The 25,466-nt window shown below is 39.7% G+C and carries 24 protein-coding genes; 12 read left to right on the top strand and 12 right to left on the bottom strand.

Annotation, left to right across the window (positions count from 1 at the left end; genetic code table 11):
* Window positions 1-84: 84 nt before the first annotated feature.
* From M2408_RS04490 to M2408_RS04455, 8 genes are all read left to right on the top strand, one after another.
* Window positions 85-1,248 carry a hypothetical protein gene (locus M2408_RS04490; protein ID WP_259179643.1) on the top strand — a complete coding sequence of 388 codons (1,164 nt, stop codon included), beginning with the start codon at window positions 85-87 and terminating at the stop codon, window positions 1,246-1,248.
* A 66-nt stretch (window positions 1,249-1,314) separates the two neighbouring features.
* Complete coding sequence (locus M2408_RS04485) at window positions 1,315-2,058, top strand: DeoR/GlpR family DNA-binding transcription regulator (RefSeq protein WP_120260408.1); 744 nt, start codon at window positions 1,315-1,317, stop codon at window positions 2,056-2,058.
* A gap of 23 nt (window positions 2,059-2,081) precedes the next feature.
* Window positions 2,082-3,542 (top strand): lipopolysaccharide biosynthesis protein, encoded by a 1,461-nt coding sequence (locus M2408_RS04480; protein ID WP_259179641.1) that lies wholly within the window; start codon window positions 2,082-2,084, stop codon window positions 3,540-3,542.
* Window positions 3,543-4,415 carry a glycosyltransferase family 2 protein gene (locus M2408_RS04475; protein WP_259179640.1) on the top strand — a complete coding sequence of 291 codons (873 nt, stop codon included), beginning with the start codon at window positions 3,543-3,545 and terminating at the stop codon, window positions 4,413-4,415. It begins immediately after the preceding gene.
* Window positions 4,416-4,418: 3 nt separating this feature from the next.
* Entirely contained in the window at window positions 4,419-5,333 is a 915-nt protein-coding gene (locus M2408_RS04470; RefSeq protein WP_259179639.1) for a glycosyltransferase, read from the top strand.
* Between the two features lie 2 nt (window positions 5,334-5,335).
* Window positions 5,336-6,091, top strand: coding sequence for a glycosyltransferase family 2 protein (locus M2408_RS04465; protein WP_259179638.1), 756 nt, complete (start codon window positions 5,336-5,338; stop codon window positions 6,089-6,091).
* On the top strand, window positions 6,091-6,306 hold the full coding sequence (locus tag M2408_RS04460; RefSeq protein WP_046673143.1) for a DUF3820 family protein: 216 nt from the start codon (window positions 6,091-6,093) through the stop codon (window positions 6,304-6,306). Before M2408_RS04465 ends, M2408_RS04460 begins: the two co-directional genes overlap by 1 nt.
* A 94-nt stretch (window positions 6,307-6,400) precedes the next feature.
* Window positions 6,401-7,387, top strand: coding sequence for a rhodanese-related sulfurtransferase (locus tag M2408_RS04455; protein WP_259179632.1), 987 nt, complete (start codon window positions 6,401-6,403; stop codon window positions 7,385-7,387).
* A gap of 67 nt (window positions 7,388-7,454) precedes the next feature.
* Here M2408_RS04455 and M2408_RS04450 read toward each other — a convergent pair whose 3' ends face one another.
* From M2408_RS04450 to trmB, 5 genes are all read right to left on the bottom strand, one after another.
* Window positions 7,455-8,135 (bottom strand): DUF937 domain-containing protein, encoded by a 681-nt coding sequence (locus tag M2408_RS04450; RefSeq protein ID WP_259179631.1) that lies wholly within the window; start codon window positions 8,133-8,135, stop codon window positions 7,455-7,457.
* A gap of 126 nt (window positions 8,136-8,261) precedes the next feature.
* Window positions 8,262-9,788, bottom strand: coding sequence for a DUF5689 domain-containing protein (locus M2408_RS04445; protein ID WP_259179630.1), 1,527 nt, complete (start codon window positions 9,786-9,788; stop codon window positions 8,262-8,264).
* A 33-nt stretch (window positions 9,789-9,821) separates the two neighbouring features.
* The gene (locus M2408_RS04440; RefSeq protein ID WP_259179628.1) at window positions 9,822-11,366 is read right to left on the bottom strand and encodes a SusD/RagB family nutrient-binding outer membrane lipoprotein; all 1,545 of its coding nucleotides are present in this window, start codon (window positions 11,364-11,366) and stop codon (window positions 9,822-9,824) included.
* A 12-nt stretch (window positions 11,367-11,378) separates the two neighbouring features.
* Window positions 11,379-14,645 carry a SusC/RagA family TonB-linked outer membrane protein gene (locus M2408_RS04435; RefSeq protein ID WP_259179626.1) on the bottom strand — a complete coding sequence of 1,089 codons (3,267 nt, stop codon included), beginning with the start codon at window positions 14,643-14,645 and terminating at the stop codon, window positions 11,379-11,381.
* Between the two features lie 831 nt (window positions 14,646-15,476).
* Window positions 15,477-16,133 (bottom strand): tRNA (guanosine(46)-N7)-methyltransferase TrmB, encoded by a 657-nt coding sequence (gene trmB / locus M2408_RS04430; RefSeq protein ID WP_120260417.1) that lies wholly within the window; start codon window positions 16,131-16,133, stop codon window positions 15,477-15,479.
* A 57-nt stretch (window positions 16,134-16,190) separates the two neighbouring features.
* Between trmB and M2408_RS04425 the strand changes: the two genes are divergently transcribed.
* Window positions 16,191-17,129, top strand: coding sequence for a GDP-L-fucose synthase (locus tag M2408_RS04425; RefSeq protein ID WP_259179623.1), 939 nt, complete (start codon window positions 16,191-16,193; stop codon window positions 17,127-17,129).
* Here the strand turns inward: M2408_RS04425 and M2408_RS04420 are convergent.
* The 3 genes from M2408_RS04420 to M2408_RS04410 form a co-directional block, all read right to left on the bottom strand.
* On the bottom strand, window positions 17,126-17,629 hold the full coding sequence (locus M2408_RS04420) for a hypothetical protein (RefSeq protein ID WP_259179621.1): 504 nt from the start codon (window positions 17,627-17,629) through the stop codon (window positions 17,126-17,128). The genes M2408_RS04425 and M2408_RS04420 overlap by 4 nt on opposite strands.
* Entirely contained in the window at window positions 17,622-18,041 is a 420-nt protein-coding gene (locus M2408_RS04415; RefSeq protein ID WP_120260420.1) for a hypothetical protein, read from the bottom strand. The genes M2408_RS04420 and M2408_RS04415 overlap by 8 nt, the downstream gene beginning before the upstream one ends.
* Window positions 18,042-18,171: 130 nt before the next feature.
* A complete protein-coding gene (locus M2408_RS04410) occupies window positions 18,172-18,441 on the bottom strand; it encodes a YtxH domain-containing protein (RefSeq protein ID WP_259179617.1) in 270 nt (89 codons plus the stop codon).
* Between the two features lie 238 nt (window positions 18,442-18,679).
* On the opposite strand from M2408_RS04410, the gene M2408_RS04405 reads away from it, so the two are divergent.
* Window positions 18,680-20,224: a YifB family Mg chelatase-like AAA ATPase gene (locus tag M2408_RS04405; RefSeq protein ID WP_259179616.1), complete on the top strand. Its 1,545-nt coding sequence runs from the start codon at window positions 18,680-18,682 to the stop codon at window positions 20,222-20,224.
* Here M2408_RS04405 and M2408_RS04400 read toward each other — a convergent pair.
* The 4 genes from M2408_RS04400 to rsfS are packed head-to-tail and all read right to left on the bottom strand — an operon-like array spanning window position 20,221 to window position 24,059.
* Entirely contained in the window at window positions 20,221-20,844 is a 624-nt protein-coding gene (locus tag M2408_RS04400; protein ID WP_259179614.1) for a rhomboid family intramembrane serine protease, read from the bottom strand. The genes M2408_RS04405 and M2408_RS04400 overlap by 4 nt on opposite strands.
* Before the next feature lie 2 nt (window positions 20,845-20,846).
* Complete coding sequence (locus M2408_RS04395) at window positions 20,847-21,494, bottom strand: lactate utilization protein (protein WP_104383578.1); 648 nt, start codon at window positions 21,492-21,494, stop codon at window positions 20,847-20,849.
* A gap of 57 nt (window positions 21,495-21,551) precedes the next feature.
* Window positions 21,552-23,636, bottom strand: a complete 2,085-nt coding sequence (gene ftsH / locus M2408_RS04390; RefSeq protein WP_259179612.1) for an ATP-dependent zinc metalloprotease FtsH — start codon at window positions 23,634-23,636, stop codon at window positions 21,552-21,554.
* A 48-nt stretch (window positions 23,637-23,684) separates the two neighbouring features.
* Window positions 23,685-24,059, bottom strand: coding sequence for a ribosome silencing factor (gene rsfS, locus M2408_RS04385; RefSeq protein ID WP_104383576.1), 375 nt, complete (start codon window positions 24,057-24,059; stop codon window positions 23,685-23,687).
* A 47-nt stretch (window positions 24,060-24,106) separates the two neighbouring features.
* Here rsfS and M2408_RS04380 point away from each other — a divergent pair, with 47 nt between their 5' ends.
* Both M2408_RS04380 and M2408_RS04375 read left to right on the top strand, forming a co-directional pair.
* A complete protein-coding gene (locus tag M2408_RS04380; protein ID WP_259179609.1) occupies window positions 24,107-24,877 on the top strand; it encodes a biotin--[acetyl-CoA-carboxylase] ligase in 771 nt (256 codons plus the stop codon).
* 123 nt (window positions 24,878-25,000) lie between these two features.
* Window positions 25,001-25,450, top strand: a complete 450-nt coding sequence (locus M2408_RS04375; protein ID WP_259179608.1) for a protein-disulfide reductase DsbD N-terminal domain-containing protein — start codon at window positions 25,001-25,003, stop codon at window positions 25,448-25,450.
* Window positions 25,451-25,466: the final 16 nt, after the last annotated feature.

Here is a 25,466-nt window from a genome sequence, read left to right as displayed (position 1 = left end):
TCGCTCTTTTTTTATAGCAAGGCCTCTCAGCGCCGTCAGAAAAATTACTACATTTGTAATAGACTATATCAAACTCGTAACAGGATGACTTTTGAAGAATTTTTCACGAAAAAGAAAATTGATTTAAAAGCTTTAAAAGCTGCAGATGAACCTTTATTTGAAGAGTTCAGAGCACACTATTCTGCTATGGGCGAGAAAAGCTTTGATCATAGCAAGAAGTTTTGGTTCAACAAGCTTCGTAAAAGCTACCATCTGGCGGAAGAAGAAGTGGTGGTTATCAAAAAACCGATCCAAACAGATCCTGTTGAGACGACTCCAGCCGCAACAGATGCCACTGCCGCAAAACCTGCCGGTTTCAAACCTCGGTTTAAGGCAACAACTCCTGCTGAACCTGCTGAGCAGAAAGAGGAACCTACAACAGAACCTGCAAATTCTACCGCAGGATTTAAGCCGCGCTTTAAACCAGGGATCACTAAAAACACAGCGACTTCAGCCGAGGAGACGTCCGCACCTACAGATTTGTCGAACGACACTGCGCCAGAAACGGCTAAACCGACAGGGTTTAAACCACGGTTCAAGCCGGGTGTGACGAAGGTAGCTGAAGGTGAGCCTGCCAATCCATCCATTGAACCACAACAGGAGAATACCGCTGCAACGGATACAACCGCAGCAAACAAACCCGCAGGTTTCAAGCCTAGGTTTAAGTCCGGTGTAACGAAAACAGAAAATGCGGATTCTTCACAAACAAAGCCCGCGATAGTAGAGCACACTGTTGACAAGCAGCAAAAGGAACCCGGTGAGCAGGAAACAGCAATAGCTAAACCAACGGGGTTCACTCCTCGCTTTAAAGCCGGTGTGACGAAAACAACTGATGCGACAACATCTTCAGCAGCTGTACATAGCACTGCTACAGAAGATACAGCCTCACAAACGGAGGCCTCGACAAGTTCGGCAACAGAAGCACCGAAGCCTACAGGATTTAAGCCAAGATTTAAAGCTGGTGTAACCAAGACAGCAAGTACTGATTCTCCATCGACAGTAGTTCCCTCAGCAGAGGATACAAGCGAAGAGCAGGCAGCTGCCCCTGCTCCACAAGCAACACCAACTGACAGCAACACGGCCAATCCGACTGATGAACTGCAACAGAACGATAATACAACACAGGAACAAACTGCAACGAGCAAACCTACAGGATTCAAACCTCGCTTTAAAGCGGGTTTAACAAAAATTGATAAAAAGGAAGAATAATTTTCACTACATTTAAACTGATTTTTTTTCAACTAGTTTAATAACTCCGATTAAAACCAAAGACCAATGTTAAAGGAAGAAAGACAAGCATTTATTATACATCAGATCAATCTACATAACAAAGTTTTATCTTCAGATTTAAGTGTCCAACTTAATGTATCCGAAGATACGATCAGACGTGACTTGAACGAGCTTGCAGAAAATGGCAAAGTTTTAAAAGTCTACGGTGGAGCGCTTTCCAAATCTTTTCAGTTTCCTTTTCAGGACGGAAATGTCTACGCTAAAGAAGCGAAGAAAGAAATTGCCAAGAAGGCGAGCTCATTGATCTCAAATGGTATGACTGTATTGGTCGGCGGGGGAACGACCTTGATTGAACTGGCGCGAACAATCCCTGACCACCTTCAATGTACATTCTTCACGATCAGCCCATTAGTTGCATTGGAACTAGCTGAAAAGCCAAATCTTGAAGTGATCTTGGTTGGCGGAAAGCTTTCACGTAATACAAACATTGTATCAGGTGCACAGGTAGCCAATGAATTGGCAGACCTAAAAGTAGATCTTTGCTTGCTGGGAACCAATTCACTCTCTGTAGAAGATGGGGTAACGGATTCAGACTGGGAAGTTGTTCAGATCAAACGTGCAATGATCAAATGCTCTAAGAAGGTTGCTATTCTCAGTATTGCGGAAAAACTTAATTCCGTTCAAAAAATGAAAGTGGTACCCCTACGTGATATTTCCTATTTGATTACTGATATCAATCCGACTGATGTTTCCTTAAAAGAATTTGCGAATACAATTGCAATACTTTAATATTGCCGCTCATTTAATTTAGCATGTCATCGCAAACGGGAAATGACTCTTTAAAATCAAAAACAACAAAAGGATTGCTATGGGGTGGTATGGCCAGTATCATCCAGCAGTTTTTGGGCTTCGGCTTCGGCATTCTACTAAATCGTAAACTAACAGCAGAAGATTACGGTTTAGTAGCCATGATTACCATATTCTCTGTTCTTGCCTCAGCATTTCAAGAGAGCGGATTTGTGTATGGGATTGTCAATAAAAAAGAAGTTCAACATAAAGACTACAATGCCGTATTCTGGACAAGTGTTGGAATAGGTACATTTATTTATATTGTATTATTCTTTTCAGCTCCTCTCATTGCCCTGTACTACAACCAGCCGGTACTTGTTGAACTCAGTCGATTCACCTTTCTATCCTTCTGGTTAGGAAGTTTCGGGATTGCACATAACGCCTACCTTTTCCGCAATTTAAAGATCAAGGAAAGAGTGATCACCGGGACTTTGGCCCTTATATTATCAAATACAATTGGTATATATTTAGCCTATAAAGGTTATGCCTATTGGGCATTTGCAGTCCAGATCGTTTCCTATAGTGGTTTTAATATGCTTGGCTTTTGGTATTTCTCCAAATTCAAGCCCTCATTTACCTTTGATTTCAGTCCTATCCGCGATATTCTAGGGTTTAGCAGTAAAATACTGGTTACCAATATTTTTATCAATATTAATAAAAATATATATGCGGCAATTTTGGGAAAACATTATACAACCGAAGAACTAGGATATACTGTTCAACCAAATAAATGGAGCCAAATGGCGCAGTCTATTTTAACCAATATGGTTAATAACGTCACACAACCTATCCTACGTGAGATAGAAGACGATAAGGACAGGCAGGTTCGTGTATTCCGCAAGCTCATCTCCTTTACTGCTTTTTTGGCTTTTCCAATGTTATTTGGTTTAACCACAGTTGCACAAGACTTCATTACGATTACAATAACCGAAAAATGGCAGCAAAGTGCTATCTTTCTTCAAATTTTCTGTATTGGAGCGGCTTTCGATTCTGTAAGCAATGTCTTCTCCAGCTTGATTATCAGCAAGGGTAAGTCCCAGATCTATATGCGAAATATCGTTGTTTTTGGTTTACTTCAAATCGCTATTTTAGTCTTTGGCAAATCGCTTGGCATTGAAATGCTCATCGCCTTAACCTCCGGATTAAATGCCTTATGGATATTTGTCTGGTACGCTTCAGCTAAACCCTATATGACCTATTCATTCCGTTATCTAATTCAGGATGTTTTTTCATATGCTGTATTAGCGGGCATCAGCTGTTTAGCAGCACACTACGCCACCGCATCCATTGCCAACCTTTACCTTCGGTTTGCAAGTACTATCGCTGTCGCTGTATGTGCATATATTATCGTCAATAGAATCTTTAAGCCAAGCATTCTACTTGAGTTATTCAGCTATTTCATCACAGTTATCCGAAAAAAATAGATGGCCAAGATTCTCACCATAATCGTTTCTTATAATTTTGAACCTTGGATTCACAAATGCATACCCAGTTTGTTAGCATCAAGCCATCAAACGGATATCCTTGTTATAGACAATAACTCAAGGGATCATACTACCCGTATCATCAAAGAAACTTATCCTGCTGTCAGACTGATAGAAAGCCCCGAAAACCTCGGTTTTGGGAAAGCCAACAACATTGGATTGACTATCGCTCTAGAGGAAGATTATGACTACGCATTTTTGATCAATCAGGACGCTTGGATAGATCAGAACTGTATCGCCAACCTGATCAAGGTAAACACCACAAACATTGGAATTATTTCCCCCATCCACTACGATGGTACGGAGGAAAAACTCGACCATGGGTTCTCAGTCTATACGAAGCATACGCAGCTTGAAAATTCCTATCGAACCTGCTCATTCGTCAATGCTGCTTTTTGGTTGATACCAAAAGCCGTTATCAAAAAAGTCGGCGGTTTTTCTCCAATTTTCTTCCATTATGGAGAAGATAAAGATTATGCCAACCGCATCCATTATTATGGATTGAAATTTGTATTAGCCGAAGATGCCAAGGCTTATCACGACAGACAGCAGCGCCAGGTAGATCGCAAAGCTTTTCTAAAGAGCGAATTCGTCTATCATCTGACGGAGTATTGCAATATCAATTATACGTTTACAAAAGCTTTCTCAATGGCGATATTAGCGAGCGTAAAGAAAATGCTGTCTTCTTTAGGTAAAGGTCGTATTTTTGAAACAGGAAGTTATTTCAATATTGCTTTTAGACTATTGGGTAAGACCATGAAAGTCCGTGATACCCGCCAGGCTAATAAAAAAGCTTTTAACAAAATTTTTTGATAGATGAACAGTCTTGCTCCAGTCTTACTCTTTGTGTATAATCGTCCCGCACATACGCTAAAGACACTTGCAGCACTTGAGAGAAACAAGTATGCTGACCAGACGATTCTCTATATTTATTCGGATGCGGCAAAAGATGAGCGCGCGATTGAGGCTGTAGAAGAGGTACGTCGGATTATAAAAAAAACCTGGTATTTTAAACAGATCAAAATTGTCGAGCGGGACAAAAATTGGGGCCTGGCTGCGAATGTCATTGACGGTGTTACCAAAGTCGTGCAAGAACATGGACAGATTATAGTCTTAGAAGATGATCTTGAAACATCAACATTTGCCCTCGATTACTTTAATAAAGCACTAGACCGCTATAAAGAGGACGAACAGGTCATGCAGATCAGTGGCTACGGCTATCCGGTAAAAAATCTGAATGAGCTTCCTGAAACGTTTTTCTTTCGGGTCGCCAATAGCTGGGGTTGGGCAACATGGGATCGTGCTTGGCAACATTTCAACCCCAACATAGATGAGCTTGTTTCCGATTTTTCGGAGGAACAGATTCATCAGTTCAGTATTGAAGGAAAAGAGAACTTTTGGAAGCAGGTACAGGAGCTTCGCACGGGAAAGATCAACTCCTGGGCAATACGTTGGTACGCTTCGGTATTCAAAAAAAATGGACTAGTTTTGTATCCGAGGAATTCGATGACACAGAATATAGGTAACGATGGTTCCGGCACTCATACAGCTGCAGAATCAACCTATCAGGTCACTTTAGCAGATCATCCTGTACATGCTTTCCCTACCGAAATAGCGGAGAATGTACAAGGGTATGAAGCTATCAAATATTTCTACGCACATCGGAAAGGTTCTTTATTCAATCGAGGCATCCGATTCCTCAAGAAAAAAATTAACAAATTCAATAAATAGACATGTCTGCTCATCCAAAATTTTCAATCATCACTGTCGTTTACAATAATGTGCGGGATATTGAGCATACCATCACATCTGTTGTTAACCAGACTTACGACAATATTGAATATATCGTCATTGACGGGGAATCATCCGATGGCACCTTAGCCGTTATTCAAAAATATCAGGATAAAATTGCAGTCTTATTATCTGAAAAAGACAAAGGAATTTACGATGCGATGAACAAAGGCCTTGCTTTGGCTACGGGCGACTATGTTCTCTTTTTGAATTCCGGCGATGAAATATACGATCTCAACAGCATCGAAAACCTAGCAAAGCTCAGTGATGATGCCGATATCCTCTATGGTGAAACGATACTGATAGATGACAATAGGGCTTTTATTGGTGAACGAAGACATAAGGTCCCTGCAAATTTCGACTGGAAGAGTTTTCGTTATGGCATGAATATCTGTCATCAGGCCATCTATATCAAACGGAGTATTGCAGAACCGTATGATCTCAATTATAAGCTATGCGCGGATATAGATTGGGTCATTCGCTGTGCTAAAAAGGCAAATAAATCTGTTAATGCCCATCAATATGTAGCGCGCTATCTCGTGGGCGGGATGTCAAAACAGAAACATAAGGAGTCGCTAAAAGAACGCTTCGCCATCTTCAAACACTATTACGGCACCATTCCCAATTTATTCAATCATGGGATCATCGCTTTAAAAGTGATCTGGTACCGCATTAATTACGGAAAACCCCAAGACTAATGCTAAATCCTGAAATCCTCACTGAACTTGTAACAGTTAAAATGCCTTTCGGCAAATATCAAGGCTACACGTTATGCAATCTTCCGGAGCCTTATTTGGTCTGGTACAATCAAAAAGGGTTCCCTAAAGGCAAATTAGGTCAACAACTGGCCACACTTTATGAGATCAAGCTAAACGGCCTGGAGTATCTTCTGGAACCTTTGAAGAAAAGGTGACGAAGGTCATTTCCTTCCATTTATTATTTTTTGTAGCTTTGCAGTGAATTTATTTTTGCATTAAACGCCGTTTGCAGCGGTATCAATGAATATCATGACACAATATCAAACATTGCTGTACTATTGTTACAGCCCTATCGAAAACGCAGAACAGTTTGCGACTGATCACCTTGAATTTTGTAGATCACTTGACTTAGTAGGACGTATTATCGTCGCTGATGAAGGCTTGAATGGTACTGTTTCGGGTACGACTGAGGCTTGTCAGCAATATATGGATGCAATTTATGCGGATGGTCGTTTTAACAAAACAGAATTTAAAATCGATCATGTTGAAGAACCTTCTTTCATCAAAATGCACTGTCGCTACAAAGCTGAAATCGTGCACTCTGGCCTAAGAGATCCGAAAGAAATCGATCCAAACCGTCAAACAGGTGTGCATCTGGAACCAAAAGATTTCTTGGCGATGAAAGACCAAGAAGATGTCGTTGTATTAGATGTGCGTTCAAACTACGAGCATAATGTAGGTCACTTTAAAAATGCGGTGACTTTGGACATTGACAACTTCCGCGAGTTTCCAGAAAAAATCAAAGAGCTTGAACAATATAGAGGGAAAAAAATATTGACCTATTGTACTGGTGGGATCAAATGTGAAAAAGCTTCTGCCCTATTGTTAAAAGAGGGATTTGAGGATGTCTACCAATTGCATGGTGGAATCATTAAATATGGCAAAGAAGCAGGTGGTGAAGATTTCGAAGGACAGTGTTATGTCTTTGACAATCGTGTTACAGTAGATGTTAACTCGGTCAATCCATCTGTCGTATCAACCTGTTTCAATTGTGGCAAACAGACAACCAAGATGATCAATTGCGCTAATCCTGTCTGTAATGAACATTTCACGCAATGCGATGACTGTGGTGAGGAAATGGACGGCTGTTGTTCGGTTGCCTGCAAAGAAAGCCCGAATAAACGGGAGTATGATGGTACAGGATACTATGTAAAGGTACCTCAACCAGTCAACGTAGATAAAATCAGTAAGAGAAAACATAAGAATTTTCCACCTAAAGTAACGGTAGAAGATTAATTCAATACAACATAAAAAAAGTCGGTACCTGATCGGGTACCGACTTTTTTTATGTTGTAAGATTGCTTTACTTCGTAAACATTCCTGCGATCGAGTCAAGGATATTTCCTTTGGATTGACCATCGTTACTTTTGTCAAAGAAGCTGCCGGCCAAACCGCCCAACATATCAGTCATACTACCGCCTGTGGAAGCCTGTTGTGTTTCTTGTGCAGGCTCTTCCTGTCCACCTCCTAGAAATGAACCGAGAATCCCCCCTAGCATACCACCCCCGGCACCTTGCTGTCCACCACCACCCAAAACAGATCCGATCAGGTCACCAATACCACCGCCACTAGACGCCTGTTTTTGTTGACCTAAATAACTCATGACAATAGGCGCTAACGTTGCTAAAACACCTGTTACTTGCGCTGAACTGATGCCAGCTTTATCAGCAATATTCTGCGTCACCACCTCTGTATTTTGCCCAAACATATGGTTGACAATCTTGTTCCCGTCGTCAGATCCACTCTGACCAAATAAATCACCTATCTTATCGAAGATACCTCCACCGCTATGTTGATCGATCGCTTTGTCGATGTTTTCCGATTGGCCTTTATTTTTCGCATTATAGTTCAATGCTGCGATCATTAAAGGAACAGCCGCCGCAACAATCCATTTCGCTTTGGATTCACTGACGCCTGTCATTTTAGAAATGGCTTCTATTGCTTTCGAGCCAACTCCTCCTGTAACTAAGTCTGTTAAGTTCATAAGTCTTCGTTTATAGTTATTATGAAGATAACGATTTTTTATGAGGAGTTTAGAAAATATATGCCAACAATAGAAAGCCCTGTGGAGTCTTCACTACACAGGGCTTTTATACGATCAATTTCTCTTTTATTGTTCAATCTTCGTAGATAATTCGTTTTCGATTTCAGTCAGCGTAGAAGCTTTTGTCATCTCAATATTATTCTGGGATCGAGCTGAAGTCCATCTCGCCAGAGATGTATTATATACCCCACCCAAACTCACAAAATACCCCACATCAGATGTATTATATTTCAGGAAAATATTATTAGTCCCTGCCATAAAAAACGGCTGCGCCTTTAATGACAATGGATCTATCACATCATAATAATCGTTGTTGGTAATCCGATACCCTCTGGTACCATCGGTTAATGCACCTCCACCAGAAATATACATAACATCTACAGGTTTGATTGCTTCTGTAACTGTTGTTGTGTTAAATACCGCAATACCAAAGGCATTACCACTATTCGCCATCAGACCGCCCGTTTTATTACCAATGCCGTCAAAACCATCTTTGGTAACATAATCATAATTCAGGATCCATTTCGCATTTGAAATATCCGTAGAGCTCGAACCATTAATCAATTTATATTTTCCACCAATGTAGAAATACTGGCCCTTTGTAACAGTTCCAGAGGTAATATTTAGTTTATAGGTTCGCATTCCCCCTGTGGCCCAACCTTTTACCGGAACCCCAGTCGGAGTCGACGCATTAGCATTATTACTAACGATAACTGAATAAGGTGTCTTTGTAAAGTCGATATCTTCTATTGCCAAAAGTTGAATATATTCGTAATTTCCATCACTACCTTTTACATCACTGGCAAATCCGGAAATAGCTACAGGTGTATGTTCAATCACTGAACTTAGCTCCTGAATATCTGATTCTCTACGTAAAACCTCATAAGGGACAAGATTACCGTCAGCACCTTGTTTATTAAAAATCACGCCAAAATAATTCGCTAAAACACTTAGTTTCTTTTTTGCAAATTTGGCGGATGATTTGGTTACCATACTTAAATTTCCGAAACCGTCATTAAGGGTCTTCTGTCCCTCTAAAATATCTCCAGCTGCCGGTAAAGGGTTAAAACCGCCTTTAACAATCGCGACTAAAGTGCTTTCATATTTATCGGGATTTGCTAAAATATCTTTTGCCGTAACACGATTATTGGGAATTGGTCTATCGGAAGCAATTTTCACGATATTTGATTCCAAAACATTCTTTAATTGAAGAACCCCATCTTCCCTGGTCAACTCACTACCTACGATATCGATTTCTAAAGAATCCCCAATTATATAATTTTCAGCCGTCTTTCCTAGGGCTATCGTTATTCCCCGAAGTTGATTCAAACGCCTACGATCTTGAATTACTAAGTAGCCTTCCGGGAAGTTGCCTTCTCGATGATCTGAAACTACGACACCTGCAATCGTCGTGGAGCCATCCAAATTGTCTTGACTTATTTGTACTGATTGCCCTTTGTAGATACTCCTAACATCAAAAATACCTATATATGAACTTATTACCCCTCCCGGGTAATTCCCATCTTTGCTACATGAACCGAGGGACAAAACTCCCATTACGCTCACTATTGTGTAAAGAATATATTTCTTCATTGTCTGCTAATTAAAATTTCTGGAAAAATTACCTTATGGTTTTTGCCACCAAACCTTTGTACTAATCGCATCTCCGCCTTGCGATTGAACAGCGACCTTATAATTCGTTGGATTTGCTGACTGAACATAAATTGGATAGTTTAATCTGGCCGGCATTTCTCCATTATTTTTCAAGCCTGTCCCTTTCGGCAATTTAGGGTAGCCTGTTCTTCTAAATTCAAACCATTGTTGGCAATCCACAAATAATAAGGCATAATACTTTTGTAGATGAATCATCTCCATCTTTTTTTCAAAAGAGTCACTGTCGTCCCAATTTATATCACCATTATTTAAATAGTCTTCAATAGACTCTGTGTAAGTCGGAAGCCAAGTTGTGATTCCTTTCATAACCCCGTCTTTGTAAAGATCCCCAGGTTTATCATTATAGAAACCTTTTAACGCCAATTCCGCCTTAATAAACTGCAATTCAGCGCAATTCATAATCATGCCAGTCAATGGTTCATTCATCATTGTTCGCACGGCGATACTATTTACTGTTTGGTCGTAAGAATAGAAATACGATTGCTTCTCCCATCCTTCTCCAGGAGCGTAACCACTTGGAACTCCGACGAAATTACCGCTCACGGGTGCCACCCCCAAACGATTTACTCCATTTGAACCGTATGTAGGAATATTTATCCTAGGGTCATTCCATGCAACCAAATTATCGATAAAGAAGCTACCCAGGGAAGGAGTTCTAAAATCTTGCGCTCGCACATCCATAAATGGCGAAACAAATGGGATTGTCCCAGTCCATTTAAGCACTGCTGAATCATCATTACTAGCCATAATCGGGTAGGTTGACGTATTATTAACCAAAATTTCGGAAATCTTAGCTTTCACAAAGCTAGCCACTTCAGCATCCTGTTTACCCGAAACTCTTAGTAATAGTCGTAAAAATAACGAGTTACCAAATTTTCGCCATTTACTGATATTACCAGCATATATGGGATCATATCCCCCCTTGATTGCTGTATTTTTAGCCAAAAGTGTATTAGCCGTATCAAGCTGTTTAAAAAGATCCATGTAGATATCCTTTTGTGCATCAAACTTCGGCTCGAGAATATCATCACTCTGTCCCCTTAATGCCTCGCTATAAGGAATATCACCATAAGTATCTGTTAGTATTGAAAATACCCAGGTCTTCATAATCAATGCGATTCCCCGATAGGACGCATTATCATTCATTCCACCATCCGCAAGCTTATAAATTTCATTAATATTATTCAGTTCGGGATATAAAGAATTCCATGGCCCATCAGCTACGGTATTTCTAATATCATAACGGAAGATTCGGTATTCCCCATCACCGATATTCACGGTGACCTGCATTAACTCATTATTAAATGAGCGATTTCTTGACATATTGGATGCCACAGCATCCCGAAAGGCGGCCTGCATAAATTGATATGGGTAGGCATTTGTACTATTATTGGGGTTTGTATTGATCTCTTGAAAGTTCTTATCACAAGATTGCAAAAAGACTGCCAATGAAAGGAAAAGGCCACCTAATCCAAAAAGTTTTATATATGATTTCATAACGATTTAATACTAAAATCCAACAACTAAATTAACACCATAAGTTCTTGTTGAGGGGAACTGAGCAATTTCAAATCCTTTTACAATATCTGTTCCTGACAATGTTCCAAATTCCGGATCAAAGTTTGGCCAATTGGACCAGATCACAAGATTTCTACCATATACCCCAACAGATGCTTTTTGTAACTTTAAACGATTGACAAAAGCTTTGGAAAAAGAGTAATCAAATCGGGCCTCTCTAAATTTGATAAAATTAGTCGAAAAGGTGCTACCCTCAGCATTATCCTGTCCATAATGAGAACGGTAGTACTCATCAATATCCGTCGCAATGACATCATTTTTTCGATAAGTTCCATCTGCATTTTGAACAACTCCATTCCCTATGATTCCACTATATCTTCCTGGAAGTGTATTTTTTGTTTTTCCTTGCTCAGCCAATTTGTAATGAGTCAATGAGTGGGAAACTCCTCCAAATTGTGCATCAAACAATAAGTTCAAGCGGAAACCTTTAAATTTAAATTCATGTCCTAAACTGGCTTTCCCTTTTGGAATGGTATTTCCTAGGTACACTACTTCATCTGTCAATAATGCTACACCGGTATTTGCATCATAGACAATCTGTCCATCTGGCGATCTTTGATAGCCAATTCCGTACAAATCTCCCATAGATCCGCCAACTTTCGCCACCAGTTGCCCACCAGCGACGGGACCAGTTTGAAGAATCATGGTTGAGTCGGCCAAAGACATGATTTTATTTTGATTCATCGAGAATGTTGCAAAGACCTTCCAGCTGAATCCATCCTTATTTTTGATTGGCATACCGTCTATTGCAAACTCGATCCCTCTATTACGTACTTCTCCAGCATTCACCATTTTAAATCGCGCCCCTGTTGCAGCATCAACGACACGCTGCAACTGTTGATTGGATGTATTACTCTGATAAACTGCCAAATCAAAGCCAAAACGATCTTTAAACATCCGAACCTCAGTTCCAAATTCTACCGAACGAGTTTTTAATGGTTGTAGATAAGGATTGACAATAACTGAAGGAATCTGCAATCCTCCTGGGTATTGCGGACCAGCAGTCTCATAAGAAAAATCAATCATATAAGGTTTATTCCCTCCATTTCCAACACCGGACACAGAACCTCTCAATTTCGCATAGTTAATAATGCGAGGTAATTTCCATACTTCGGTCGCAATAAAGCTCGCATTCAAAGATGGGTAGGTAAAGTATGTTTTTTTATCCGGCGCAAGAGCAGATGCTAATGTACTCGCCCAATCTATCCGGTAGGTACCATCTAGGTATAAAAAGTTTTTGTATGCTGCAGTAAACAAACCATAAAAACCATTTCTTTGTTCATGGCTCTTATAAGGCAAACTAAGAACCTGTCCTCTCGCATTGGCCATGGTGTAAACTCCCGGATAAGTCAACGAATCTGCGCGCATCTCATCTTTATTGTAGCGATTATCATTTGTGCTACCACCAACTGTTGCGGAAACCTTCCAATCCTTATTGACATCTTTATCATATTTCAATAAGAAATCTAAAGTCGTTTCATGTGAAAAAATTGACTGTGTACGATAGCTGCCGAAAGGCATTTTAGCGCCGGCATCATAAGGTCGTTTTTGTTCGCGATTTTCATAGGCCATATCCATTGAACTACGCAACATTAAATTCCAATTTTTGTTAAACTGATAGCTTGCTTGGACGTTTCCTGTTATTCCGTTCCTATTCATCCCATTGATAAATTCCCTTGATATGGCGAAGGGATTTTCAGGGTAAGAAGAAAATGGATATTTAATTTTTTGCCCTTCCGAACCTTGTACCCAATAATCTTTTAACCAATTCATATCTGCATTGGGTTGCCAGAAGATAAACCAATACATTAAAGATTGATTGCCATATCCTGCGCCCGGCAAATTATCAGACCATTTATTGGTATAGTTTACTTTTGCATTGATCTGTAATTTATCACTCACCTTGGAATTTACCGATAACGCGACAGTATTTCTTTTGTATCCCGTATTTGGAACAATCCACGTATTATTGACATTTGTTGCCGAAAATCTCGCGGAGGTCTTCTCTGTACCACCATCAATGCTTACTGAATTGGTAAATGTTTTTCCAACGTCAAAGAAAGTCTTCAAATTATCATAGGGACGCCAAAGAGTCCGTTCCGTCCCCACTTTTTGGGTAACGGGGTCATATTGATAGAAATACTGTCCATCGAATTTTGGACCATAAGCCGAACTTGTTCCAGACGTACTAGCTCCGTCCTCTGTCGTTCCATAAGAGTAATAATTTGAACCGGCCAATCCCTGTCCGTATTCGTACTGCAAGTCAGGCATCCTGTTAATCGCTTCTAGTGATGTATTTGAATTCACCGTAACACCAATCCCTTTTTTACCTTTCGCTCCAGACTTGGTCGTAATCATAATAGCCCCATTTGCACCACGTTGCCCGTACAGAGCAGCTGCACTGGCCCCCTTCAATACCGTCACATTCTCTATATCTTCAGGATTAATATCGTCAATACCTGAGCCATAATCAGCAGGCATATTATCTGACCCTGTTCCATAAGTATTTTCGCCCTGATTAGCTGTTTTACGCCCACTACCATCATTTACAACAACTCCATCTATTACAATCAATGCCCCTGGGTCTCCATTCAGATTGGCTTCCCCTCTCAAAATAATCTTAGTTGATCCTGTCGGCCCAGCATTCGAACGCATCAGATTGAGTCCAGCAACTTTACCTGATAAAGCATCACTCCAGTTATTGGAAAGTGCGTCCGTCAATTGTTCCCCCTTCACAACGGTTGTCGCATAACCCAACTCCCGTTCTTGTCTTTTAATCCCCAATGCTGTCACAACGACCTCTTCAAGCGCCGCAGAAGTTGGATTTAGCGCAATTTGTAGATTGCTTTGCGTCGCTTCGAATGTCTTTGTTTGCGCTTCATAACCGATTAGTTGAAAACGTATTTTCCCACCAACTTCTACATCGACCTCAAAATTACCGTTTCGATCGGTTGTCGCCTTTGCGATACCTCCTGAAAGAATAGAAACCGAAGCCAATGGCTCCTGTGTCTTGCTATCTACAACTTTTCCTTTAATTTTAATCTTCCCCTGATTAAAATTATGTGTGACTCCCTGACTGTTGTCCATTGGGACAGCTGCCGAAGCTACATCCAGATTGCAAGCAACTACCAGCGCTGCAAATAGCACTTTCGAGGATGAGTGCCTTAGATTAATTTGGATAGGGTTAATACTAAACATAGATATTAGTGTAAATTGTTAATTTGCAATTTGGGACAAAAGTATACTCTTAACAAAAAGTTTGTCTTAACTTAATGTTTTCTTTCTGTTAACAATTGTTTCGAATATAATTTCCTTTAAGAAACATTTTGCCCGATTTACATCATATAAAAATGCATAGAATTCATTATAGATAGGAATTTCACGCATTAGGTCTAAAAAAGCAAGCCTTTACTTTGGTTATTTATTATAATAGTATCGAAAATAATTAATATTCCTTAAAAAACGAAATAAATCGAAATTGTTTAAAACACATAACCGAAACAAGATTCTATCACCCAACCCCTTATGGGCTACCTAGAAAGGAAAAAGAAAATATAGTGGCGGCCAAAGTCAAACCTAGAAGAATTAATTTGGGATAGGGGAACTTACCATATTTTACACCTTATCATCTATACAAAGGTTATAAATACAGGGCCTTAATCGAAAACAGAATTTAAAAATCGGCTCATCAAAAAAAAGATTTGCCTCAATCCGCGACTAGTTTTTGGCTTTTGCCAAACACCAATTGGGGAACAAACCAAGATAAAGCTAAAATCTATCTCGTCGAAGCTGAACTCCCTAACGGGTTTCATACTACTTATGGACAACAATTTCCTTTCAAATTTGAGCTCAAAGGCTCAGCCGAAATAGCTACTAGGGACAGAAGATTATTAGAACATATCTTTGACTACCTTAAAGATACGCTTACAAAAAAAACACTACACAGAGGATGTAACAATAATATATTATAAAACAAAAAGAAAGCCCAAACTTTCGTTTGGGCTTTCTTTTATAATGAAGACTTTGATATTAGCGTTTCTCAAAGCTCCATTTCACATAGTTTATATTCTTATCGTCAGCAAGATACTTTTTCTCATAGTATGTTTTGATTGATAAAACATTATCAACCAAGTCCGAGTGATATAGATCTGTTGTCTCTTTATATTTCTTCAGGTTCTGTAGCTCTATTTGCTCAAGGGTATAGGCATAGAAGCCATCATTATCTGTCTTTAGATTCATCATACCTTCTGGCTTCATGACAATCTTGTAACGGTCTAAAAATTTAGGGCCTGTCAAGCGTTTCTTTTCGCGACTGTCCTGTGGCTGTGGATCTGGAAAGGTAATCCAAATTTCATCAATTTCATTTTCAGCAAAGTGTTCAAGAAGCGTTTCAATCTGTATCCGTAAAAATGCAACATTTTTTATACCATCTTCCAACGCAGTTTTTGCGCCACGCCAGATACGGTTGCCTTTAAAATCAATCCCGATAAAGTTCTTTTCCGGAAACAATCGCGCCAAATTAACTGTATATTCTCCTTTACCGCAGGCAAGTTCCAAAACAACTGGATTTGTATTTCCAAATTGCTTCTCAGCCCATTTTCCTTTATATTCTTTGCCGGCATCGAGCTGGATGACATTCTCAAAAGTCGCTACTTCGGCAAATTTACGTAGTTTATCCTTTCCCATTTTTTAATTAATATCCCGCAAAAATAACCTTATATTTGCAGGAATCAATAACTTATCGTGGAAAAAGACGCTAAAATTTACGTAGCAGGCCATCGAGGAATGGTCGGATCGGCAATATATCGCAAATTAATAGAACTGGGATACAGTAACATCGTGACTCGTACCTCTCAAGAATTAGATCTGCGTAATCAACAAGCAGTTGCTGACTTTTTCAACGAAGAAAAACCTGATTATGTTTTCCTGGCAGCCGCAAAGGTTGGTGGGATTATGGCGAACAATACCTATCGCGCAGATTTCATCTACGAAAATATGGCGATACAGAATAACGTTATTAAATCCTCTTACGACAATGAGGTTACAAAGTTGATGTTTTTAGGTTCAAGCTGCATATATCCTAAAATGGCGCCACAACCTTTAAACGAAGACTTATTGTTGACAGGTACCTTAGAGCCTACCAATGAGCCTTATGCCATCGCCAAAATAGCGGGTATTAAAATGGCGGAAGCTTTCCGTGATCAATATGGCTGTAACTATATATCAGTTATGCCAACCAATCTATATGGTATCAACGATAATTATCATCCACAAAACTCGCATGTTTTACCAGCCCTGATCCGTAGGTTTCATGAAGCAAAGGTAAATAACCTTGACGAAGTGGTTATTTGGGGTACGGGTACTCCTTTAAGGGAGTTTCTTTTTTCGGATGATCTAGCTGACGCCTGTGTATTTTTGATGAATAGCTATAATGAGAAACAGTTCGTCAATATCGGCATCGGTGAAGATTTAAGCATAAAGGATCTTGCTGAACTCATTAAGGACGTCATTGGATATACCGGCAAAATCTCATTTGATACAAGTAAGCCTGACGGAACGCCCCGTAAGTTAATGGACGTATCCAAATTACACGCCTTAGGCTGGAAGCATAAAATCAATCTTCGCGAGGGGATTAAATTAGCTTACGAGGATTTTTTGAGTAAAGAAGAGGTAACTTCCTAGTAGGTTTCACTATAGGAGGGAATACCATATTCATTGACTTCATCTTTTATGGTATCATCCCCTTCAATTTGTGAGCCTTTCTTTTTCTTCTTTTTGGGACGGATAAAATTGCTGAGTTTACCTATCAATCCACTAATTTTATCCTGATTGATCTGGCCGACAGCACGCTCCGATAACAGCAACATTAATGCTTTTTTCAGCATTCCTGAGTTTTTCAGAAACAGCCTGTTCATCACAAAAGGAACGCCTATGCGTAGGGTTTTTGTCAGCCAATCCGAATCCGGATTGTTACTTTTCGCAAATAATTGCTGAATGATATTGACTCCGGGAATATTATTTTTTAATGAATTGAAAAAGCGAATCGGAGCTTCGATCTTGTTATTAAATAAAGTAAACTGTGTTTTCAGGTAAGCCTCTTGTTCATTTTTGAGTTCCTTTAAACGAGCGATTTCAGTTTTAAGCTCCTGTAAATTGCGTATTTTCGTTTGCTTGTTATTCATTTGTAGTCCCTTCTCTATCAAATTTTTCTTCTTTTTTCAGATCCTCTTCTTCTTCTTCGATCTCATCATTCCATTTGGCCAAAAAACGACGTATAGAAAGATCCATAAACTTCGATTCCAGAGCAGGTTCAAAAATCCGGATTATAACGATAATCAACATAAAAATACCTGCTGTTGCCAAGAATCCCAACGAATTACTTCCCAACAGTTCACCTAGCCAAAATCCCAAAGCCAGACATAAGAAAAAGACAACAAACAAAGTGAATATCAATTTGGTCGCATCCACCACCAAACTGGCAATCAGGCGCGATGAACGCTCAATTGTCTTCAACTTAACGAGCTTAAACTGGGAATCTATGTACTCCTTTGTTTTCTGAAAAGTACCACTAAGTGAAAATTTTTCTTCTTCCATGCATCTTAAATTTATTAAGGCTATCTCAAAAGTTTTATACGAATTTCTATAGATTATTTATATTCAGCCTTTTGAAATAGCCTATAATTCTATGTATCTCCTCAAATTGCCCTTAAGGACAATTTGTCTTTTATGCATGCTCGATGATATCATCGTCTACAATTTCCTCGGCTTGGTTTATTTTACCTTTCAAGGTGGAGACAATTTTCTCTTTAAAATCATTCAATTGATCGAATTGTTCTTCAGCTCTCTCACGAATAGCATCACTCAAATCGCTTAATGAATCATTGATCTTATCTCTCGTATCTGATCCTTTGTCCGGAGCAAATAAAACTCCCAAAGCTGCACCTGCAGCAAGACCTGCCAATAACGCCAAAGCTACTTTACTTGTGTCATTCATTTCTTTTTCGTTTTAAAGTTCTAATTCTATTACACGATGAATCTAGTCTTCGATAATAATACAATTTATAAAGCAAATCGTTTGCCAAATACCGCGATTATCCATTATTAACTAGAATCTATATAATTACAATATAGTCATTTTTCAACAATTCGCTATCGATTTACAATAATTCACTAGCGCATTATTATTTATGATTTAATATTTAGTATCTTTAAATCAACCGATTATAGAATTTATGCTTAACAAAACCTATTGTAGTGCCGTCTATGGTATTGAGGCATGCACCATAACAGTTGAGGTAGTTGTTTCTACTGGACTACATTATTATATAGTCGGGCTTCCTGACAATGCTGTCAAAGAAAGCCTCAGACGTATTGAAAGCGCCATTACTTCCTGCCAACTTCACATGCCACGACAGAAAATTGTGGTCAACTTGGCACCAGCTGACATCAGAAAAGAAGGCTCTAGTTATGATTTATCGATCGCCATTGGTATACTCGCTTCCTCGGGGCAACTTACAAATGAGCTATTGGAACAGTATCTGATCTTGGGCGAACTATCTCTGGATGGTAGTATAAAACCTATCAGAGGTGTATTACCCATTGCCTTACAGGCATTAAATGACGGGTTTAAAGGAATTATACTTCCGCAGCAAAATGCACAGGAGGCCGCCATTGTTGCTGGCATCGATGTGATTGCCGTCGAAAACCTAACAGAGGTGGTACAGTTTCTTAATAACTCAAAAAGTATCCCTCCAACGAAAGTCGATATCCAATCTCTCTTTCACACTGAAACAAATAAGTATGATGTTGATTTTGCAGATGTTCGGGGACAGGAAAATATTAAGAGAGCATTAGAAATAGCCGCTGCTGGAGGGCATAATGTTATTCTAATAGGTCCCCCTGGCGCGGGGAAGACCATGTTAGCAAAAAGATTACCTACGGTATTACCGCCCCTCAATATGATCGAATCGCTTGAAACAACCAAAATTCATTCTGTTTCGGGAAACCTTAAAGCTAAAGACGCCTTACTAACGATACGGCCATTTCGTTCTCCTCACCATACCATCTCTGATGTAGCCATGGTGGGTGGAGGCTCCAATCCGCAACCCGGCGAGATTTCACTATCACATCATGGTGTACTATTTCTGGATGAACTTCCTGAATTTAAACGAAGTGTCCTTGAAGTCATGCGACAACCACTCGAATCCCGAAGTATCACCATATCAAGGGCAAAATTAACCATAGATTATCCTGCCAGCTTTATGTTGATTGCCGCGATGAACCCTTGCCCTTGTGGATACTTCAATCACCCCGAAAAAGAATGTATATGTGGCAGCAATACTGTTCAGCGTTATTTAAGTAAAATATCGGGTCCGTTATTAGATCGGATTGACCTTCATGTAGAAGTCACGCCTGTACTTTTCGATGAGCTGAGTGCCTCAGATTCTTCTGAAAATAGCCTGACAGTCCGCAATCGTGTCATCCAAACGAGGTTGATTCAAAAACAACGATTCGAATCTTATCCAGATGTTCATTGTAATGCACACATGAGCACCAAATTAACCAGAGATATCTGTCAGATCGGCGAACCGCAAAAGAAATTACTAAAGACAGCTATTGATCGCCTAAATCTTTCCGCTAGGGCTTATGATCGAATATTAAAAGTCGCCCGCACCATCGCCGATATGGAAAATAGTCCCACGATCGAAAACCACCATCTCGCTGAAGCGATCCAGTACAGAAATTTAGACCGGGAAACCTGGGGTGGGAAATTCTAGAATTGCGCTAAGCAATGTTTTATGACCCATGGGAAGCAGATGATCGTCAAGATCAACCCGGATAATGCGCCAAAGAAATGCGCATCATGGTTAATCCCGTCCTGTGCTTTTTTGGAAGCCCAGACGCAATAACCCAAAAACAGAAAGGCAAATAAATAAGCCGGCATTGGGATTATCATCATGACCCCAATAGTCATCTTCGGGTTAAAAAGGATATAACTGAATAAAACTGCACAGATAGCGCCCGAAGCACCCAAACTGTAATAACCGTGATTATTTTTATGTTGTATAATTGTTGGAATATCACTCAGCACCAGACTACCTAAATAAATGACAGCAAAGAGAAGATGCCCGTAGGGACTTGCCTGCGCCAATAACTGCTCCAATCCAAATGCGAAATAATAAAAAGTGATCATATTAAACAGCAGGTGCCCCCAGTCTTTATGGATAAAACCACTGGTTAATATTGTATACAAGCGCTGCTTGCGAGCGATACTATATGGATGGAGCATTAACTTACCATAAAGCTGCTCATGAGAAAAGGTATAGATACTCGTTACAAGCGTAAAAAAGAAAATAACACTTGCTACAGGAGTTTGTTGTAAATAAAAAGTAAGCATTACTAGAAACGGTCTTCTAAAAGTAAAACATATAGCTCTTTGGGGCCATGAGCGCCCAAAACCAGCCTTTTCTCAATATCTGCAGTACGTGAGGGGCCTGTAATTGTTGATATCATCGTTGGAATTTCCTGGCCATAACGTTTCTGCATATAAGCTAAGGCATCTTTCACATCCCATACCAATTGAGAAGCTTTGGCGACAACGATGTGAATTGGAGGATAGATACTCAGGCGACGGCCAGAAGCATTTGCATTACTCACCATAATACTGCCATTACGCGCAATCAACGCTTCACAGGAGGTAATACTCGCATTGGCAGACTCAAAGTCTTTCTCCGTTTTGAAAAAAGGGAAACCATAGGGACTCAGCAGATTTTGGATCCCTTGCTCCCAGGCATAGATATTTTTTATATTGTTTACCTCTGTTAATGTAATCAAATTTTCGATGAGGCCAATCTCACCATCGCAATAAAGAAACTTGCCGCCAGCGGCTGTCAATTCACGAACAAAAACAAGATCAACCAATTCATCCTCTTCTTTATAAAGGGGTGTTTCTTTGAAATTAGGGTGTGGATTATCGTTTTTTTGAAGTAATGCCTGACGTATGCGTTTTAACATTACCTCCTTCGCTGTCGCGTTCTTCACGTTCATGGCTCAATAGCAATATAAATACAGCGCTAGAGTTTTTCTAGCGCTGTAAAATCTAAATTAGTTTAAACTATTCGATGATGGATTATCCAATCGCTGTTCATCTTTTGAAGTTGCCTCCTCAGGGTGAACATCCAATGGCAAATCGGTCTGTGGTACACCGCCACCGTCAGCACCATTGACAAACTCATCATAAGTTGTCTTGGTATCGAAAGGACGCTTACCTAATATCTCTTCAAGGTCAGATTGGAAAAGGATCTCTTTTTCCAATAGCTTCTCTGCAATCTTAATCAGCCCCTCACGTTTGTCCAACAAAAGCTGTTTTGTACGTGCATAGACGTCTGTAATCAGATTACGAACTTCGGCATCAATCAGCTCTGCCGTTTTGTCAGAGTATGGTTTTTGGAAAGAAGCTTCTGAGCTATCACGGAAAGACACATTTCCTACCTTATCATTCATACCATAAATAGCAATCATTGCATAAGAAAGCTGCGTGATACGTTCCAGGTCATTTTGAGCACCTGTGGAAATTCTACCAAAAGTAATATCTTCTGCTACACGTCCGCCCATAGTCATACATAAGCTGTCTACCAGTTGTTCTGTTGTATATAAGAACTGTTCACGAGGAAGGTACTGTGCATATCCCAAAGCCGCTACCCCACGCGGAACGATAGAAACTTTTACCAAAGGATCTGCATGTTCCAAATACCAGCCGGCGATAGCGTGCCCTGCTTCGTGGTAAGCAACGATACGTTTCTCTTCAGGGGAAATGATTTTATTCTTTTTCTCAAGACCACCGATCACACGATCCACGGCATCCTGAAAATCTTGCATATCTATCTCAGGTTTGTTTTTACGTGCAGCAATCAGCGCCGCCTCGTTACAAACATTAGCGATCTCTGCACCAGCAAAACCTGGAGTCTGTGCCGATAATTTTTTGGCATCTACCTCTGCTGATAGCTTCAATGGTTTTAAGTGCACTTTAAAAATATGCTCACGACCGATCAAATCTGGTTTATCAATAGAAATCTGACGGTCGAAACGTCCTGGACGCAATAATGCGGTATCCAATACATCAATACGGTTTGTTGCTGCTAAGATAATAACACCTGAATCCGTACCGAAACCATCCATTTCCACCAATAACTGGTTCAATGTATTTTCACGTTCGTCGTTACCACCCATCATAGAATTTTTACCACGGGCACGACCGATCGCATCAATCTCATCAATAAAAATAATACATGGAGCTTTCTCTTTCGCTTGTTTGAACAAGTCACGGACACGTGAAGCACCCACACCGACAAACATCTCTACGAAGTCTGAACCAGATAGGGAGAAGAAAGGCACCTGTGCTTCACCGGCAACAGCTTTTGCCAATAAAGTCTTACCTGTTCCCGGAGGGCCTACCAGCAATGCTCCTTTTGGAATTTTACCCCCTAGATTCGTATACTTGCGCGGATTTTTCAAGAAATCCACAATTTCCATCACCTCTTGTTTTGCTTCTTCTAAACCTGCAACATCATTAAACGTGATATTGATTTGTGATTCTTTATCGAATAACTGTGCTTTGGATTTGCCGATATTAAATATCGCACCACCGCCACCACCAGCACCACCGCCCATACGGCGCATCAAGAAGATCCAGATCGCTGCTAATACTAACAACGGCAACATAAATGTCACAAACCAGCTCGCCCAAGGATTAGAACGATCGGCATATTTTAATTGTACTTTCGGTGTTCCGGGAGCCAGTTCAGCCTGCGATGCAGCTAATTTCTTCTCCAGAACCTCTGCTGAGGCATCCTTAAAGATATACTGCGGACCTGTTTCCTCTTGACCAGCAAGACTAGGGATTGGATCATTGCTCTTAGTTACGTCTTTAAAACTGGGATTATCTTTCCAGCCCTTTTTTAGATAGACTTCTACCTCGACAAGATCATTTTTCTTATATGCTTCCAAACGCTCAACAGCGCCAGTTTTTAACATGCGTGTTTCAAAATCACTATAGCTAATTTCCTTAGCCGGGTTTTCTCCAAAAACATATTGCAAGGCAAAAAAACCTAAAAACATGGCAATCATAAGCCACACAAAATTGAATTTTGGCGGTTTCGGGCTTACCTTACTACTTGGGATTTTTTTCATTATATCGTAATTATATTTTCTGTATAAATTATTGAATTGAGGCTGTTATTAAGCGCTTTGGAAATGCTGAACTTGTGCATCTCCCCACAAATCCTCGATTGCATAATGCGCTCTTTTTTCGGTCTTAAAGATATGTACAACCACATCCACAAAATCCAAAATCAACCACTCTCCATTTGATTGTCCTTCTTTATATTGGGGTTCTTGACCAAAAGCCTTATAGACTTCCTCCTCTACACTCTTGGCAATAGCGTTAACCTGAATGTTGGAGTCGGCATGGCAAATCACAAAATAATCAGAAACAGAACTGTGAAGATCTCTTAAATCCAAACGAACAATCTCGTTTGCTTTCTTTTCCTGCATACCATGAACGATAATTTCTGATAGACGTTGCGACAATTCTGAACTTTTATTTTTACTCATTAAAAAATATGATAGTTTTGACTTAATATTTATTTAATACTTTCAGTTTGCAAAATAACAATATTTCGGGACTTATCATCGGTCAAAATACAATATATCTTGACAAAGTTGCCTCTACAAACGATTATTTAAGAGAATTATTGTCAAATTTCAAGCCACTCGCAGAGGGCACTGCCATTTTAGCAGGAGAACAGTTTCAGGGAAAAGGGCAACGAGGAAGTACCTGGGTCAGCGAACCAGGGAAAAATCTGACCACATCAATTCTTTTAAAACCGTATTTCTTATCAATAGTACAACAATTTGCGCTCTCAGCGACAGTTGCAATCGCTGTAGTCAACTGGCTTAAAAGCAAGACTGAGCAGGATGTGACCGTAAAATGGCCCAATGACATTTATGTTGGCAACAAAAAAATAGTAGGCATCCTTATTGAAAATAAATTAAAGGGAAATAAAATTGAAGCGTCTATTGTCGGAATCGGCATTAATATTAACCAAGTCAATTTTGACACAGCGACAACAATTACTTCCCTAGCTGTTCTTACAAACAAAACCGATTATGTCATAAAGCATCTGGCCGTCGAACTTTTTGAAAGTATCCAAAAGGAATACAACAACCTCTTCAACCAATCCTGGCAGCCTATATTGGACCGCTATAATGAGTCACTATTTTGGAGAGACCAGGAACGCCCATTTTTAGTTGCAGGCGAAAAAAAAACTGGGATCATTAAGGCAGTGGGAATTGATGGTCAACTACAAGTGCTTATTGACAACAAATTGCAGAAGTTTAACATCAAAGAGATAAGCCATCTTATATCCTAATCTTTACACTAAATACAGATAAACCATTTTAGAATATGCTAAATTTGTAACGTGGATAAATTAAACCTTTATCAACTTTAGTTATCAAAGGTGTATAACGAACTGCAATAATTATTTAGGAAAATGAAAAAATTAGTATTGTTAATAACTGCAGTAATTTTCGCAGTTACTGGAGCCTTCGCTCAAATTCACAAACCTGTAAAATGGACTGTAGCCAGCAAGAAACTGAACAACAACGAAGCTGTTGTCTATGTCAAAGGAACAATCCAAAACGGATGGCACATTTATTCTCAAAATGTAAAAGATGGTGGACCTATTCCAACTTCTTTTAATTTTACAAAAGCTGCTGAATACGCATTAGTTGGTAAAACTGCTGAGCCAAAACCAAAAGTAAAACACGAAGAGGTGTTTAAAATGGACGTTGGTTACTTTACAAATGAAGTGATCTTTCAACAAAAAGTAAAGTTGAATAAAGGTACAGCAACAGTTAAAGGTACCGTCGAATGGCAAGCTTGTGATGCATCACAATGTCTTCCTCCTGACGAATATGCTTTTGCTGTGACAATCAAATAGTAAAAATGATCATACA

The sequence above is a fragment of the Sphingobacterium sp. BIGb0165 genome, from assembly GCF_024810095.1.
In the GTDB taxonomy this organism is placed as follows: Bacteria; Bacteroidota; Bacteroidia; order Sphingobacteriales; family Sphingobacteriaceae; genus Sphingobacterium; species Sphingobacterium detergens.
The sequence above is the reverse complement of the archived record's forward strand: the minus strand, read 5'-3'. Positions and strand labels throughout refer to the sequence as shown.

Bases quoted from the DNA above. Each gene is read 5' to 3' on its own strand.
- trmB (WP_120260417.1), bottom strand. From the start codon at position 16,133: ATGGGAAAGGATAAACTACGTAAATTTGCCGAAGTAGCGACTTTTGAG.
- M2408_RS04450 (WP_259179631.1), bottom strand. From the start codon at position 8,135: ATGAACTTAACAGACTTAGTTACAGGAGGAGTTGGCTCGAAAGCAATA.
- M2408_RS04415 (WP_120260420.1), bottom strand. From the start codon at position 18,041: ATGGAAGAAGAAAAATTTTCACTTAGTGGTACTTTTCAGAAAACAAAG.
- M2408_RS04375 (WP_259179608.1), top strand. From the start codon at position 25,001: ATGAAAAAATTAGTATTGTTAATAACTGCAGTAATTTTCGCAGTTACT.
- M2408_RS04490 (WP_259179643.1), top strand. From the start codon at position 85: ATGACTTTTGAAGAATTTTTCACGAAAAAGAAAATTGATTTAAAAGCT.
- M2408_RS04475 (WP_259179640.1), top strand. From the start codon at position 3,543: ATGGCCAAGATTCTCACCATAATCGTTTCTTATAATTTTGAACCTTGG.
- M2408_RS04470 (WP_259179639.1), top strand. From the start codon at position 4,419: ATGAACAGTCTTGCTCCAGTCTTACTCTTTGTGTATAATCGTCCCGCA.
- ftsH (WP_259179612.1), bottom strand. From the start codon at position 23,636: ATGAAAAAAATCCCAAGTAGTAAGGTAAGCCCGAAACCGCCAAAATTC.
- M2408_RS04435 (WP_259179626.1), bottom strand. From the start codon at position 14,645: ATGTTTAGTATTAACCCTATCCAAATTAATCTAAGGCACTCATCCTCG.
- M2408_RS04395 (WP_104383578.1), bottom strand. From the start codon at position 21,494: ATGAACGTGAAGAACGCGACAGCGAAGGAGGTAATGTTAAAACGCATA.
- M2408_RS04485 (WP_120260408.1), top strand. From the start codon at position 1,315: ATGTTAAAGGAAGAAAGACAAGCATTTATTATACATCAGATCAATCTA.
- M2408_RS04400 (WP_259179614.1), bottom strand. From the start codon at position 20,844: ATGCTTACTTTTTATTTACAACAAACTCCTGTAGCAAGTGTTATTTTC.
- M2408_RS04480 (WP_259179641.1), top strand. From the start codon at position 2,082: ATGTCATCGCAAACGGGAAATGACTCTTTAAAATCAAAAACAACAAAA.
- M2408_RS04460 (WP_046673143.1), top strand. From the start codon at position 6,091: ATGCTAAATCCTGAAATCCTCACTGAACTTGTAACAGTTAAAATGCCT.
- M2408_RS04445 (WP_259179630.1), bottom strand. From the start codon at position 9,788: ATGAAGAAATATATTCTTTACACAATAGTGAGCGTAATGGGAGTTTTG.
- M2408_RS04405 (WP_259179616.1), top strand. From the start codon at position 18,680: ATGCTTAACAAAACCTATTGTAGTGCCGTCTATGGTATTGAGGCATGC.
- M2408_RS04420 (WP_259179621.1), bottom strand. From the start codon at position 17,629: ATGAATAACAAGCAAACGAAAATACGCAATTTACAGGAGCTTAAAACT.
- rsfS (WP_104383576.1), bottom strand. From the start codon at position 24,059: ATGAGTAAAAATAAAAGTTCAGAATTGTCGCAACGTCTATCAGAAATT.
- M2408_RS04440 (WP_259179628.1), bottom strand. From the start codon at position 11,366: ATGAAATCATATATAAAACTTTTTGGATTAGGTGGCCTTTTCCTTTCA.
- M2408_RS04455 (WP_259179632.1), top strand. From the start codon at position 6,401: ATGACACAATATCAAACATTGCTGTACTATTGTTACAGCCCTATCGAA.
- M2408_RS04410 (WP_259179617.1), bottom strand. From the start codon at position 18,441: ATGAATGACACAAGTAAAGTAGCTTTGGCGTTATTGGCAGGTCTTGCT.
- M2408_RS04465 (WP_259179638.1), top strand. From the start codon at position 5,336: ATGTCTGCTCATCCAAAATTTTCAATCATCACTGTCGTTTACAATAAT.